Below are 14,065 nucleotides of genomic sequence, written 5' to 3' on the forward strand. Positions count from 1 at the left end.
TTCAGCTCCCCAGCCCGGCGTTCAGCACCGCGCGGGCGACCGGCGCGGCCACGGATCCGCCGGTGGCGGCCAGTGCCCGGTCGCCGCCGTTCTCGACGATCACCGCGATCGCGATCTTCGGGTTCTGCGCCGGTGCGAAGGCGATGTACCAGGCGTGCGGAGGGGTATTGCGCGGATCGGTGCCGTGTTCGGCGGTGCCCGTCTTGGACGCGATCGTGTACGCGCTCTGTCCCCCTCCCGTGGTGTTCTTCTCTGATTCGATCATCATGTTGGTGAGCTGGGTGGCCACCGGTGCGCTGATCGCCTGCCCGACCGACATCGGTTTGATGGTCTCCAATGTGCTCAGATCGGGGGCTTGCAGCTGGTCCACCAGATGCGGCTGCATCCGTACGCCGCCATTGGCGACGGTCGCCGCGATGACCGCATTGTCGAGCGGGGTGAGCGCCACATCGCGCTGCCCGATACTGCTCTGGGCGAGCGCCGGTGCGTCGGGAATGGTGCCGACGGTGCTGTCCGCCCACGGCATCGGAATATTGGGGTGCTGGCCGACGCCGAAGGCCGCGGCCTCGTCCTTGAGTTTCGCGGCCCCCACCTTCATACCGACCTCTGCGAAAGCGGTGTTACACGAAAGCTTGAACGCGTCGGCCATGGATACGGTGGCCGCGTCGCCCGGACCGCAGTGCGAGCCGTTGTAGTTCTCCAGCGTGGTCGTGGTGTCCGGCAGGGTGATTCGCGGCGCCGCAGTGAACTGGTCGGTCGTCTGCGCGACATTGCCGGACAGTGCGGCCGCGGCGGTGATCACCTTGAAGGTGGAGCCCGGCGGATACGTCTGCGAGACAGCACGATTCAGCATGGGCTGGCGCGGATCCTGCTGCAGCGTCTCCCACGCCTGCGAGGATGCGGCCCCGTCGTGCCCGGAGAGCAGGTTGGGATCGTAGGACGGTGTGGACACCATGGTCAGAATGCGCCCGGTGCTCGGCTCGATCGCCACCACGGATCCGGTGTAGCCCTTGGCCGTCAGCTGGTCGTAGGCGACCTTCTGCATGGCCGGGTTCAGGGTGGTGATCACATTGCCGCCGCGCGGATCCCGCCCGGAGATCATATCGATGAGCCGCCGCCCGAACAGCTGGTTGTCGGAGCCGTTGAGCACCGAATCCTCGGCGTGCTCGAGTCCGGTGCTGCCGTACTGCATGGAGTAGAAACCGGTCGCCGGCGCATAGGCCAGCGGATCGGTCGGGTAGGTGCGCAGGTACTTGTAGCGATCGTCGGTGGAGACCGAGCTCGCGAGCACCGTGCCCTGCGCGGAGATCTGGCCGCGCTGACGCGCGTACTCGTCCAGCAGCACCCGCACATTGCGCGGATCGTTGCGCAGACTGTCGGCCTTGATCACCTGCACATAGGTGGCATTGGCCAGCAGAGCCACGATCATCAGCATGACCGCCATGGCCACGCGGCGCAGAGGCGTGTTCACGCGACACCCCCCTTCGGTCGCCGCAGCAGTTCGGTGGGCGCGTCGGTGATCGATTCCTGCGGCTTCTTCCGGACCGGGGCGGGCGCCCGCGCCGCGTCGGACACCTTGATCAGCAGCGCCACCAGCGCGTAGTTGGCCAGCAGCGAAGAGCCACCGTAGGACATGAACGGTGTGGTGAGGCCGGTCAGCGGAATCAGTTTGGTGACGCCGCCGACCACCACGAAGACCTGGATGGCGATGGTGAAGGCCAGCCCCGCCGCGAGCAGCTTGCCGAAGCTGTCGCGCACGGCGAGCGCGGTGCGGATGCCGCGAATCACGAAGACGCAGAACAGCATCAGCACGGCGGAGAGCCCGATCAGGCCCAGCTCCTCGCCGATCGCGGAAATAATGAAGTCGGTCTTGGCGAACGGCACTTGCGAGGGTCGCCCGCTACCCAGCCCGGTCCCGGCGAGACCGCCGGTGGCCAGCCCGAACAGCGACTGCGAAATCTGGTAGCCGGTGTCGTTGTAGTCGGCGAAGGGGTGCAGCCAGGTCTCGACGCGCACCCGCACATGCCCGAAGGCGTTGTAGGCGAAGACGAATCCGATGGCGAGCAGCACCGTACCGACCGCCACCCAGCCGACCCGCTCGGTCGCGATGTAGAGCATGCACAGCACCGTGCAGAAGATGAGCAGCGACGTGCCGAGGTCCTTCTCCACCACCAGCACGCCGACGCAGACGATCCAGACCAGCAGGATCGGGCCCATGTCCCGGGCGCGCGGCAGTTCCAGCCGGAACACGTGCTTGCCCGCGGCGGTGAACAGGTCACGCTTGGCGACCAGCACCCCCGCGAAGAAAATGATGAGCAGGATCTTCGCGAACTCGCCGGGCTGAACACTGAAGCCGGGCAGCCGAATCCAGATCTTGGCGCCGTTCACCTGAGAGAACCGGTCCGGCAGCACAGCCGGGAGGGCGAGCGCCGCCAGCCCGACCAGACCGAGCGTGTAGGCGTAGCGGGCCAGCGTGCGGTAGTCGCGCAGCAGAATCAACAGGCCCGTGAAAACCACCATCCCCAACCCCGTCCACAGCACCTGCTGGTTGGCATCGGGGGAGGGGATGGGCTGCGAAGCGAGGAAGGCGTCCTGCTTCTCGGCCAGGTCGAGGCGATGGATCAGCACCAGCCCGAGCCCGTTCAGCAGGGCCACGATCGGTAGTAGGAGTGGGTCCGCGAAGGGCGCGTACCGCCGCACCGCCAAATGCGCCACCCCGAACAGGGCCAGGTAGGCGGCGCCGAGTTTGGCGATCTCCCACGTGATTTCCTGTTCCTGACTGGCCTCGACCAGCACCAGCGACACCGTCGTCACCACTGCCGCGAGACCGAGCAGCAGTAGTTCCACATTCCGCCGGGTGGACGGCGGAGGCGCGGGAGCGAATCCGCCCGGTGGACTGGGAAAGGCCCCAGCGGACGGTGGTGCCGGTGCGGACATCAGTCCGCCACCCTGCAGTTCTGCCCCGGCGTCTGCGGCGCGATCGTGGTGGACGGAACCGGTGAACGCGGTTCCAGCTGATGACCGTCACCGGTGCCGGCCGGAGCGCCCGCAGCGGTGGTGGTGGTCGGCGGGGCCGGAGTGGTGCTGCCCCCGTTGGCATTCGGATCGACCGGCGGGGTGACGACCGGCGGCACCACCGGCTGCTGCTTCTCGCACGGCGGCAGCAGATCGTTGCGGGTCAGGCTCTGCAACTGCTTGACGGCGTCGTCGCGGGACCCCGGCGGCAGACCCTTGTCGACCGAATCACGCCCGGTCGGCTTCAGATCGGTGAGCTGCAGACTGCGGCAGCCCGACGGGAAATCCGCACCGGGCGAAGTCAACTGGAGATCGCCGCTGCGAGTCACGCAGGCGGACTGATCCACATCGCGAATCGAATAGCCCAGCACCGAACCCGGCAGCCCGCGCAGCACCACGACCTTGTCGTGATCGGCGCCGACATAGTAGTTGCCGCGAATCATGTTGTAGCCCACCGTGAGCCCGGCGCCGATAGCGACGAGCAGGGCGAGCGACAGTGCGATCCAGCGGAGTTTGTGGCTTTTCTTGGGCGGTTCCGGCTCCGGCGCCTGCACGGCCCGGCGCGGTGCGGCCCGCGGCGGGCGCATGGCCGCGGCCCGACCGGCAGCGGTATTCGGCGGGGGTGTGTCTTCGTCCTCACCGGAGGCGGCGCCGGCCACGATGGGGTGGCTCTGGCCGTAATCCAGATCGATGACATCGGCGACGACGACGGTCACATTGTCGGGACCGCCACTGCGCAGCGCCAATTCGATGAGCCGGTCGGCGGATTCGTCGGTGGTGCCCTCGCGCATGGTGTTGGCGATGGTCTCGTCGCTGACCACATCCGACAGACCGTCGGAGCAGAGCAGATACCGATCGCCGGCGCGGGCTTCCCGCATCACCAGCGTGGGTTCGATCTCGTTGCCGGTGAGCGCCCGCATGATCAGCGACCGCTGCGGATGCGTATGCGCCTGCTCCGGGGTGATCCGGCCCTCGTCGACCAGCGACTGCACGAAGGTGTCGTCGCGGGTGATCTGGGTGAGTTCACCATTGCGGAGCATGTAGCCGCGGGAGTCACCGATATGGGCCAGACCGAGTTTGCGGCCGGCGAACAGGATGGCGGTGAGCGTGGTGCCCATGCCGTCGAGTTCCGGTTCCTCCTCGACCTGATCGGCGATGGAGGCATTGCCTTCGTGCACAGCACGATCGAGCTTGCCGAGCAGATCGTCGCCGGGCTCGTCGTCGTCGAGATGGGCCAGCGCCGCGATCATCAACTGGGAGGCGACTTCACCGGCGGCGTGGCCGCCCATACCGTCCGCGAGGGCGAGCAATCTCGCACCGGCGTAGACGGAATCCTCGTTATTGGCTCTGACGAGACCACGGTCGCTGCGCGCTGCATAGCGGAGAACAAGAGTCACGATCGCAGCTCGATCACAGTCTTCCCGACACGGACAGGGGTGCCGAGTGAAACTCGCACCGGGGTGGTGACCTTCGACCGGTCGAGGTAGGTCCCGTTGGTGGAACCGAGATCCTCGACATACCAGTCCTCCCCGCGCGGCGAGAGTCGCGCATGACGGGTGGAGGCGTAGTCGTCGGTGAGGACCAGTGTGGAATCGTCCGCGCGCCCGATCAGCACCGGCTGTGTGCCGAGTGTGATGCGAGTGCCGGCGAGTGAACCCTGAGTCACCACGAGATATTTGGCGCCCTTCTGGCCTCGGCGCAGGGATGGGAGCACCGCGGAACCACCTTGGGACCGAGGTGCGACCCGAATGCCGGAGGCCGCGTAGATATCACTGCGCAAGGTCCGGAGCACGGCCCATACGAACAGCCACAACAACAGCAGGAACCCCGCACGGGTGAGTTGCAGGATCAATCCCTGCACGGTGCTCCACCTCCTGTTCGACCATGTCGTACGTACGGGCTGTCGATACGGAAAAAGCTCCGCGGACCCGCAACCGGTTGCTGGTCAGCGCGGCCCTGCGCCACCGTGAGTATTGGCAGCATCATAGGGCCGTAGACCGGTTGCGATCACGATACGACCGAGGAATCTCGAGCCATATCGTGACCTGCTTCGCGAGCTTACGGGATCAGACGATCCGGATCAGGATCTCGGAATGCCCGGCGCGGATGACATCCCCGTCCGCGAGCTGCCAATCCTGTACGGGAGAGCCGTTGACCAGCGTCCCATTGGTGGAACCCAGATCCGAGAGCATCGCGGTCTGGCCGTCCCATCGAACTTCGATGTGGCGCCGCGAAACTCCGGTATCGGGCAGCCGGAAGTGCGCGTCCTGGCCGCGGCCGATGATGTTGCTGCCTTCGCGCAACTGGTACGTGCGGCCGGAGCCGTCGTCCAGCTGCAGGGTGGCGGAGTAGCCCGAGGCAGCGCGGGCGGCAGGAGCGGCATACCCGGCCTGCTGGCCGTAGCCCGGCTGCTGGGCATAGCCCTGCTCGTCGGCATAGCCCTGCTCGTACCCGGCCGGCTGCTGGCCGTACGCGGGGTCGGCATAGCCCGGCTGCTGGCCGTACGCCTGCTCGGGCTGCTGCCCGTAGGCCTGGTCGGCGTAGCCGGGCTGCTGGGCATAGCCCTGCTGCTGCCCGTAGCCCTGCTGCTCGTACGCCTGCTGGCCGTAGCCCGGCTCGGCATACCCCGGCTGGCCGGGCTCGGCGTAGCCCTGCTGGTAACCCTGCTCGGCGTAGCCCTGCTCGTATCCGGCGGGCTGCTGCTGCCCGTAGGCCTGGTCGGCGTACCCGGGCTGCTGCCCGTAGGCCTGATCGGCGTACCCGGGCTGCTGCCCGTAGCCCGGCTCGGCATAACCGCCCTGCGGAGCCGCGCCGTATCCGGCACCGCCCTGCTGCTGGTTGTAGTCGTAGCCGTTCTGGTACTCGCCGTAGCCCTGCTGATCGGGCGCGGCATAGCCGGGCTGATCGGGGTACTGCGACTGCGCCGGTGCACCGCCGCGGCCGTATTCGCCGTAGCCCTGCGGAGCCGGACGGCTCGCGGGCGGGGGCGCGTACCCGCGGGAACGTGGATCGGACTCCGCGGGCTCACGACTCGGGTCGTAGCCTGAGTTCTGCGTCATGGGGCCAGCTCCTGGTTGCGGGTTGGGTCGTGGTGTGCGTTCAGGTGCCGGCGCCGGACCCGCCCGGCGCTCGGCGGTTCCGCCGACGGCGTCCGGGTCCACACGGCCGCGTGTCCTGAACTGTCCGGTGTGCAGCGTAGGGGATGCCTCGAACTCCACGTGCACTTCGCCGTACGTCTGCCAGCCTTGCTCACGGATGTAGTCCTGTAAGTGTTTGCCGAAAGCCCGCACGGCGAGGTCGTGGTCGGCCTGTCCCTCGCCCTGGACGAGCTGCCCCAGGTCCGACTCGCTGATGGTGATGACGTAGCTGTTCGGAGCCAGCAGATGTCCGTTGCCGAGGTCCTGGATATGGTCCGCCGCCTCGCGCTGCAGCGCGGCTTCGACCTCCTGTGGAACCACGCTGCCGCCGAAGGCACGGGCGAAGGCGTCACCGACAGCACCCTGGAGGCGACGTTCGAATCGCGAAACGATCCCCATCGCCCCTCCTCTCGGGTCAGGACGCTCCCTCGAGTGCGGTTACATCGAAGGTGAGCGCGCGGCGTGTCTGGTCTCCTGGCAACGTAGGCGGCACGCGGACATGGCGTGTCGCCGCAGGGACACGGTGATTGCATGATATCCACCATCGTCCACCCCTGTAACTCCTGGAAACGGGTCAGGGTTCCCGTGCGGGCATCCGCCGCCCCCAGCGCCGGTTACCTCGTGATTTCGTTTTGGCACACGGGCCGTGATACGTTCTTCGGGTCGCTCGGGCGAGTGGCGGAATGGCAGACGCGCTGGCTTCAGGTGCCAGTATCCGAAAGGATGTGGGGGTTCAAGTCCCCCTTCGCCCACAAACAGTAGGCCCGATCCGGAATCCGGATCGGGCCTACTGCCGTCTTTGGGCTGGCACCGTCTAGGTCTAGCTGTGTCTTTGTCAGGTCTGACTGTGTCTTTGTCCTGGTCGCGGGCCGTGCCCGCCGCACCCGCTGGCGGCTTGCGTGTAGGTTGCCGAAGCCGCAGGTCAGACCAGGTGTGACGAAGATCGCAACCATGGTGTGAACTCCTCGGCCGAGGCGTTGCCGGATGGCCTCCGACGGTCCGCGGAGGGGTGGAAATCGATTGCCGGAAGGTGTCGCATCGGGTATGCGCCCGATTTTCTTCGACCATTGCCTGACGGGCATTAAGTCAAAACAGAGTTAAACAAACTTGCAGTCTGTTTCCCCCGAAGCGACTGCTCGGCAATGGTGCTGAGCAGGTGAGAAACACCAGCTTAACGTGGGTTGAACCGCTTGTGATGAGTAATGGCCGGACTAATCGGCAAACCATTCGACAGGGGTTCTCACGGTGCACGTGCAAGTGGTCGAAACGAGTGCGTGAACGGTACCGCGCGGGTGGTTTCATTAGCCTCCGCAGACTGCCGGCAACGTAGAAGCTGGACATTAGCGGACCGCTCGACTTGCCTTCGCGCAAAGGGTATTTCACCTGGTCGCGTTATACGCCCGGTGAGCAAGTCGGAGGTTGCGTAGCCATAACGTTTGTGTAGAGTCAACGGTAACGCTGGCCGCAGCTGAGCCGGACTCGCTGCGGCCAGTGGAAATCACTTCCGGGCCGTTGCCACCAGCGTCGAACGTGTCGCTCCCGCAACCGGATCCGGGTCGCCCCCGAGTGAATTGCTCGGGGTGCGCATTGGATTGCCCGACATGTGCTCGGGCCCATTCGGTGGGTGTCCCGCCGCTTCCGCAGTCTCCTGCTCCAGCACCGCGCGCCGCCCCAGCCCGAACACATAAGCCAGGAAACCGAGTTCGGCGAGCGCCCCGATTCCGATCCGGACCGCTGTCGGCAGGCCGCTCGGTGTGACAAAACCTTCGATGAATCCCGAGACCAGCAGCACCACGACCAGGCCCAGAGCGATAGCGGCGGTCGCGCGGCCCTGCCGGGCGAGGGCCTGCGGGCGGGACTCCCGGCCCGGATCGATCAGTGTCCAGCCCAGTTTCAGGCCCGCGCCGCCGGCCACGAAAATGGCGGTCAGCTCCAGCATTCCGTGCGGCAGGATGTAGCCGAAGAAGGCGTCCAGGCGCCCGGCGTCGGACATCAGACCGGCGCTGATGCCCACATTGAGGGCATTCATGGCCATCACGTACACCGCGGGCAGGATGAGTACCCCCGTGAACAGTGACATGGCGGCCACGGTCGCATTATTGGTCCACACCTGCGCCGCGAAAGCGTCGTGCGGGTGCTCGTAGTAATAGGTCTCGAATTCGCCACCGGGGCGGGTCAGTGTGTCCGTATCGGTATCGAGGCCCAGACTGCGGCGCGCGGATTCGGAGTTGGCGACCCAGGCGCCGACCGCGGTGGAGGCGACCAGGAACACCGTCGCCACCGTCACCCACCACGGCCATGCCCGGTAGACGGCCGCCGGGAAGCGGTGTGTGAAGAAGTGGCCGATTTCGCGCAGGGTATCGATGCGCGCGCCCAGGACTCGGCCGCGGGCCCGGGTGAGTACCGCGGAGAGGCCGGCCACCAGTTCCGCCTCGGCGGTTCCGGACTGCAGGCGGGCCAGCTGCTGGGAGGTCAGCCGGTACAGGCGTACCAGTTCGTCGGATTCGGCGCCGGTGAGTTTCTTGCGGCGGGTCGCCAAGTGGTCCAGGCGATCCCAGGAAGGTTTGTGCAGGAACGTATACGCGTCCAGGTCCATCGGTTGCCTTCCTGTGCCTTGGCTCGGAAGAATGCTAGTCGCCCCCCACCAGGAGTGACATGGCCCTTTTCACCACCGGCGAGGCAGTCGCCGTCGAACTGCCGATCGCACGCATCCCCACGCGGGCCGCGGCGTTCCTGCTCGACCTGTCCGTCCAGCTGCTCTGCGGGCTGGTGCTCGTCCCCGGTAGCCAGGTCCTGCTGGGCTGGTGGGGCGCGGATTCGGCCTGGCGCGCGACCGCCGTGATCGTGAGCGTTGTCACGGTACTGATCGGCTATCCGGTGCTGAGTGAAACCCTCACGCGCGGAAGGTCGCTCGGCAAGATGGCGCTGGGCCTGCGCGTGGTGCGCGGCGACGGCGGGCCGATCGATTTCCGGCACGCGGTCACCCGTGGCCTCGCCGGCATCGTGGACTTCTGGGCGCTGGGCACCGGTCTCATCGCCGTCGTGGTGTCGCTGTGCTCGCCCAACGCCCGCCGCGTCGGTGATGCCCTCGCCGGAACGGTGGTCGTGCACGATCGCAGCCGACTGCCCTTCGCGGCGCTGGCCGTTCCGCCGCCGTGGCTGCAGGGCTGGGCCCGCCAACTCGAACTCTCCGGCCTCTCCGACGAATTGGCGCTCGCCGTGCGCCGCTACCTGATCCGCTTCCGCACCCTGACCCCGATCGTCCAGGACCAGCTGGGCCGCACGCTGGTCCTCACGGTCTGCGCGCGCCTGCAAACGCCGCCCCCCAACGGCTATCCGCCCCTGATGATCCTGGGCGCCGTCCTGGCCGAACGCCAGCGCCGCGCCTTCCCGCCCCCGCCCCCGCCCCAACCCACCCGGCCTGCATACGCCCGCGCCGTGGCCTGAAGACCGCTCCTCGCGACGCCACCCCCGTCACCGCCTCGTCACCACTCCCGTCATCCCGGCATGCTTTCGGCCGGGATCCACTGCTACAGCACAAGTCTCGCCGGAGTGGATCCCGGCCGAAAGCGCGCAGGGATGACGAGGGGTTGCCGCGCCGGGATGACGAGGGATTGTTCCGGTACGGCGGGGTATTTACAGCAGGCCGGTCTGCTTGAGTTCCAGATATTCGTCGGCGAGGGCGGCAGGCAGTTTGTCCGGGGATTCGGTGATGACGCGGACGCCCATGCGGCGCAGGGTTTCCCGGGCTACCGCGTGCTCGGTGAGGATGTTTTCGGCGGCGGCCGCGGTGTAGAGGTCGTCGAGGGTGGAGCGGCGGGCGGCGGCGGCTGCCACGTCCGGATCGGTGACGGAGACGATCAGGACGCGGTGGCGGCGGGACAGGACGGGGAGGACGGGGAGCAGGCCCTCCTGCACGGTAGCGGCGTCCAGGTGCGTGAACCACACCACCAGGCTGCGGCGGCGGGCGCGCTGCAGGGTGGTGCGGAGCAGGCCCTGATAGTCGGTGTCGACCAGTTGCGGTGCTACCCCGGCGAGGGCGTGCATGAGCTTGAGCTGCAGGCGTTTTCCGCCGACGCCGCGTACTTCGGCGCGCAGCGTGCGGTCGTAGGCGAGCAGGTCCACCGAATCGCCGCCCGCGGCCGCGAGACCGCCGAGCAGCAGGGCGGCCTCGATGGTGGCGTCCAGGCGGGTGCCGTCACCGACGCGGCCCGCGCTCACGCGGCCGGTGTCGAGCAGCATGACCACGTGCCGATTGCGTTCCGGCCGCCAGGTGCGCACCAGCACATCATTGGCGCGGGCGGTGGCCCGCCAATCGATGGTGCGGACGTCGTCGCCGGCCACGTATTCGCGGAAGGAATCGAATTCGGTGCCCTGCCCGCGCCGGTTGGTGGTGTTGCGGCCCTCGAGGTGTTGCAGCTGTTTGACTTTGGAGGCGAGCACTTTCTCGCTGCGGAACGGCGGCAGGGCGCGCAGCCGGGCCGGGACCTCGCGCCGCCGTTGCCGTCCGGCCAGGCCGAGCGGGCCGAGCAGGCGCACGGTGACCGGCCCGGCGGCGCGGTCGCCCCGGTATTCGGGGGTCAGTTCGGTGTGCAGTCGAATCCTGGTGTTGGGCGGCAGATTCACGGTGTGCGCGTGATTGCGGGGCTGGGCACTGGCGGGCCAGTCGTCCCAGAGCGTGCCGCGCAGGGTGCGATCGCCGGTGTTCAGCGCGATCAGCTCCACCTCGATACCGCGCCCGGTGCGCACGGTGGTGAGCGCCGCCCGCGAAAGCTGCAGTGCACCGGGGGAACCCAGCAGCAGCAGATCCGCCAGCACCAGTGCCCCGAGCAGCGCCGTCGCCAGCAGCACGCCCGCCCAGGACGGCAGCACGAAGGTGACGAAGAGTGCGGCGACGCCCGCCGCGACGGCCAGCCGGCCGGTGACGACCACCGTCTACACCGGCACGGGGACGGACATCAGCAGGGACGCCATCACCCCTTCGGCGGTCACGCCCTCGATCTCGTGCTCGGGCAGCAGGTGCAGCCGATGCCGGAGCACTGCTGTCGCAACGGCTTTCACATCGTCGGGAGTGACATAACCGCGGCCGTTCAACCAGGCGAAGGCCCGGGCGGCGGCCATGAGCGCGGTCGCGCCACGGGTGGACGCACCGTGGGCGACGGCGGGGGAGGTGCGGGTCGCCCGGCACAGATCCACCGTGTAGGCCAGCACCTCCGGGCTGAGCGCTACCTGGGCGACGGCCCGGCGAGCGGCGGCGATGTGCTCGGGTCCGGCCACCGGACGCAGGCCCGCGGCTGCCAGATCGCGCGGATCGAAACCGGCGGCATGCCGTTGCAGAATGCGGAATTCGTCGTCGCGCCCGGGCAATTGGACGTCGACCTTGAACAGGAACCGGTCCAGCTGCGCCTCCGGCAGCGGATAGGTGCCCTCCTGCTCGATGGGGTTCTGGGTGGCGACCACCACGAACGGATCGGGTAGCGGGCGCGGCACCCCGTCCACCGAAACCTGGCGCTCCTCCATGGATTCCAGCAGCGCGGACTGGGTTTTCGGTGGGGTGCGGTTGATTTCGTCGGCGAGCAGCAGATTGGTGAAGACCGGTCCGCGCCGGAAGGTGAATTCCGCCGAGTGCGGGTCGTAGATCTGTGAGCCGGTGACATCACCGGGCATCAGGTCCGGGGTGAACTGGATGCGCGTGTGCTCCAGGTCCAGCGCGGTGGCCAGCGCCCGCACCAGCAGCGTCTTGGCCACGCCCGGAACACCTTCCAGCAGTACGTGGCCGCGGCACAGCAGCGCCAGGACCAGGTACATGACCGCCTGGTCGTTGCCGACCACGGCCTTGCCGATCTCGCCGCGCAGGGCCAGCAGCGCCTGCTGGGCCTGCTCGGCGGTCACCACATGGTTGGTGTCCACGACGACAGCCGTGGGCTCTGATCCGGTCACAAGACCTCCGCTTCGATCCATTCGAGTTGTGCGGCCACGACTTCCAGCGTGACCCGGCCGGGGACCGGGTCGTACAGTGCGGCGCGCACCATCACCGGGTCGGCGCCGGTGCGCGCGGACAGGGCCGCGGTCACCAGTTCGGGCGGGGTGTCGGCGGTGACGCCGAGCGCGGGCCGCAGCCGCCGCAGGGTGGCCGCGCGCAGTCCTGCCGCCACATGGTCGTGGTCGCGGGATTTCCGGTACAGCCCGGCCTGTCCCGCGAGCAGTTCATTGGCGGGCGCCTCCACCGGCAGCGGTTCGCGCACCACGGTGCCGCGCCGCCGGCCCCGCCACCAGAGCACGGTGACCCAGGCGATGAGGAATTGCAGTCCGCCGAAGGCCGCCCAATCGGGCAGGCGCTGGAAGATCGAATCGTCGCCGCCGCCGAAGTCCGGCGGCTTCACCTTGGGCGGGTGGTGCGGCGCGGTGGTCGGCGGCGTCGAGGGCGCGGGCTGCGTCTCGTGCGGTGGCGACGGCGGCACGCTGAGGTGGGTGACCAGGTAGATGAGGAAGAGCACGACGAGTATCCCGGCCAGCACCGCCCAGAATCGCCAATCCCGCAGTAGCGCGGGCAGTTCCAGCGGCTCGCGAGCCTTCTTCTTCCGGGCCGTCTTCGACTTGCGGGTCTTGCGGCGCTGCTCGGCGATCTCGGCCGGTGCGAGCTTGGGCGGCGGGGCCACGGAGTAGCGGTCGGCCTGTTCCAGCCGCCGGTATTCGGCCTCGGCCGCCGGGCGGCCGCCGTACACGATCTCGTCGAAACTGTGTGCGGCCGAAGGCAGTTCGGTGGCCTCGCCGGGCAGCACGACGGTCGCGGCCTGCGCGGTCTCCCGGGCGGTGCGGGCACGCTGCACCTCGAGGATGCCGCGCTGCTCCAGACCGCGGGTGACGGCACGGTACCGCTCCCGCAGGGCGGTACCGAAGTCGGCGCGCCGGGCTGCTTCCTCGGCGGCGGCCAGGTGGGTGGCGGCGGGTCCGAGCGCGGGTTCCGGTGGGGCCGGGCGGTATTCGTTCGTGCGCGGATCGGTCACCGCCGGACCTCCCCGGGAATACGGATGTCCCAGGCTTCGCGGCGGCAGCGCCGATCCACATAGGTGACGACCTGGGCCGCCGACTCCACCATTTCGCCGAAGGCAACCATGAGCAGCGCGGCGGTGACGATCAGCACCGTCACCGTCCAGCGGTGTGTGCCGGAGAAGCCGGAGATGAACTGCGGCAAGGCCAGCAGCGGAACCACCAGCACCAGCAGCAGCCCGCGCAGCGATATGAGCAGCCCGACGATCTGCCATTCCGAACCGGACATCAGCAGTTTCGTGCGCAGCGTCGCGATCCGGAAGGTGGCCGATTCATCGAAAATGGCCGGGACCGTGGTGAATCGGCGCGCCCGCAACCAGAGCAGCCAGATCACGGCGAACGGAAAGGTAATGAGCAGGGGAGCGCCCAGTGCCAGCACACCGATACCGATGAGCGTGTACATCACCTGATACCCGAGCAGCGCCCCGGCTTCCGAGGCCAGCTGATTCAGCGCACTCTGCCAGGACAGCTGCTGCCGGTGTACCACCGCGAGCCCGATCGGCACCGTCACACCGCGCACGAACATGCGCAGCGCCCAGGCCGCCAGCAATCCGGTCAGCAGTGCGCCCCAGAAGGTTCCGCCATCCGAATCATCGGTCGCGACGGAGACCAGCACGGTCACGGCGATGGTGACGGCGGCGGCCACCGCTACCGCCACACCGAGCAGGACGGCGAGAGTTTTGATGCGCGTCTGGATCAATGCGAAGGGCAGATCCAGGAGTTCCCGGAACTGCATGGGGCGAATCGGGACCGGCGCCGGTTCGGTGTGCGGTTCCCCCACCGAGCCGGCCGGCGGACCGACAGGGTCGGCGGCGGCTGGCAACACGGGGCCGAGTCTATAGGGACGGCCTCGTCCGGTCGCT

Annotated in this window: 11 protein-coding genes and 1 tRNA gene; 2 read left to right on the forward strand and 10 right to left on the reverse strand. The window is 68.2% G+C overall.

What is annotated here, in order from left to right:
- Window position 1 precedes the first annotated feature (1 nt).
- The 5 genes from JWN03_RS06180 to JWN03_RS06200 all read right to left on the reverse strand — a co-directional run bounded on the left by JWN03_RS06180 (window position 2) and on the right by JWN03_RS06200 (window position 6,551).
- Window positions 2–1,471, reverse strand: coding sequence for a peptidoglycan D,D-transpeptidase FtsI family protein (locus JWN03_RS06180; RefSeq protein WP_297610969.1), 1,470 nt, complete (start codon window positions 1,469–1,471; stop codon window positions 2–4).
- On the reverse strand, window positions 1,468–2,937 hold the full coding sequence (locus JWN03_RS06185) for an FtsW/RodA/SpoVE family cell cycle protein (RefSeq protein ID WP_297610972.1): 1,470 nt from the start codon (window positions 2,935–2,937) through the stop codon (window positions 1,468–1,470). Before JWN03_RS06185 ends, JWN03_RS06180 begins: the two co-directional genes overlap by 4 nt.
- Window positions 2,937–4,412: a PP2C family protein-serine/threonine phosphatase gene (locus JWN03_RS06190; RefSeq protein WP_297610975.1), complete on the reverse strand. Its 1,476-nt coding sequence runs from the start codon at window positions 4,410–4,412 to the stop codon at window positions 2,937–2,939. The genes JWN03_RS06185 and JWN03_RS06190 overlap by 1 nt, the downstream gene beginning before the upstream one ends.
- A complete protein-coding gene (locus JWN03_RS06195; RefSeq protein WP_297610978.1) occupies window positions 4,409–4,876 on the reverse strand; it encodes an FHA domain-containing protein FhaB/FipA in 468 nt (155 codons plus the stop codon). The genes JWN03_RS06190 and JWN03_RS06195 overlap by 4 nt, the downstream gene beginning before the upstream one ends.
- A gap of 205 nt (window positions 4,877–5,081) precedes the next feature.
- Window positions 5,082–6,551, reverse strand: coding sequence for a DUF3662 and FHA domain-containing protein (locus tag JWN03_RS06200; RefSeq protein WP_297610982.1), 1,470 nt, complete (start codon window positions 6,549–6,551; stop codon window positions 5,082–5,084).
- Between the two features lie 270 nt (window positions 6,552–6,821).
- Here JWN03_RS06200 and JWN03_RS06205 point away from each other — a divergent pair.
- Window positions 6,822–6,904, forward strand: a tRNA-Leu gene (locus JWN03_RS06205).
- A gap of 746 nt (window positions 6,905–7,650) precedes the next feature.
- Here JWN03_RS06205 and JWN03_RS06210 read toward each other — a convergent pair.
- Window positions 7,651–8,748, reverse strand: coding sequence for a stage II sporulation protein M (locus JWN03_RS06210; RefSeq protein WP_297610985.1), 1,098 nt, complete (start codon window positions 8,746–8,748; stop codon window positions 7,651–7,653).
- A 59-nt stretch (window positions 8,749–8,807) separates the two neighbouring features.
- Here JWN03_RS06210 and JWN03_RS06215 point away from each other — a divergent pair, with 59 nt between their 5' ends.
- Window positions 8,808–9,599, forward strand: coding sequence for an RDD family protein (locus JWN03_RS06215; RefSeq protein ID WP_297610988.1), 792 nt, complete (start codon window positions 8,808–8,810; stop codon window positions 9,597–9,599).
- Between the two features lie 189 nt (window positions 9,600–9,788).
- Here JWN03_RS06215 and JWN03_RS06220 read toward each other — a convergent pair whose 3' ends face one another.
- From JWN03_RS06220 to JWN03_RS06235, 4 genes are read right to left on the reverse strand one after another with little or no spacing between them, the layout of a single operon-like run.
- Window positions 9,789–11,084, reverse strand: coding sequence for a DUF58 domain-containing protein (locus JWN03_RS06220; protein WP_297610991.1), 1,296 nt, complete (start codon window positions 11,082–11,084; stop codon window positions 9,789–9,791).
- Window positions 11,085–11,087: 3 nt separating this feature from the next.
- Window positions 11,088–12,113, reverse strand: a complete 1,026-nt coding sequence (locus JWN03_RS06225; RefSeq protein ID WP_441342940.1) for an AAA family ATPase — start codon at window positions 12,111–12,113, stop codon at window positions 11,088–11,090.
- On the reverse strand, window positions 12,089–13,159 hold the full coding sequence (locus tag JWN03_RS06230; RefSeq protein WP_297610995.1) for a DUF4129 domain-containing protein: 1,071 nt from the start codon (window positions 13,157–13,159) through the stop codon (window positions 12,089–12,091). The genes JWN03_RS06225 and JWN03_RS06230 overlap by 25 nt, the downstream gene beginning before the upstream one ends.
- Window positions 13,156–14,028, reverse strand: a complete 873-nt coding sequence (locus tag JWN03_RS06235) for a hypothetical protein (RefSeq protein ID WP_297610998.1) — start codon at window positions 14,026–14,028, stop codon at window positions 13,156–13,158. Before JWN03_RS06235 ends, JWN03_RS06230 begins: the two co-directional genes overlap by 4 nt.
- Window positions 14,029–14,065 lie beyond the last annotated feature (37 nt).

The organism is Nocardia sp. (genome assembly GCF_025465275.1).
Taxonomy (GTDB): Bacteria; Actinomycetota; Actinomycetes; order Mycobacteriales; family Mycobacteriaceae; genus Nocardia.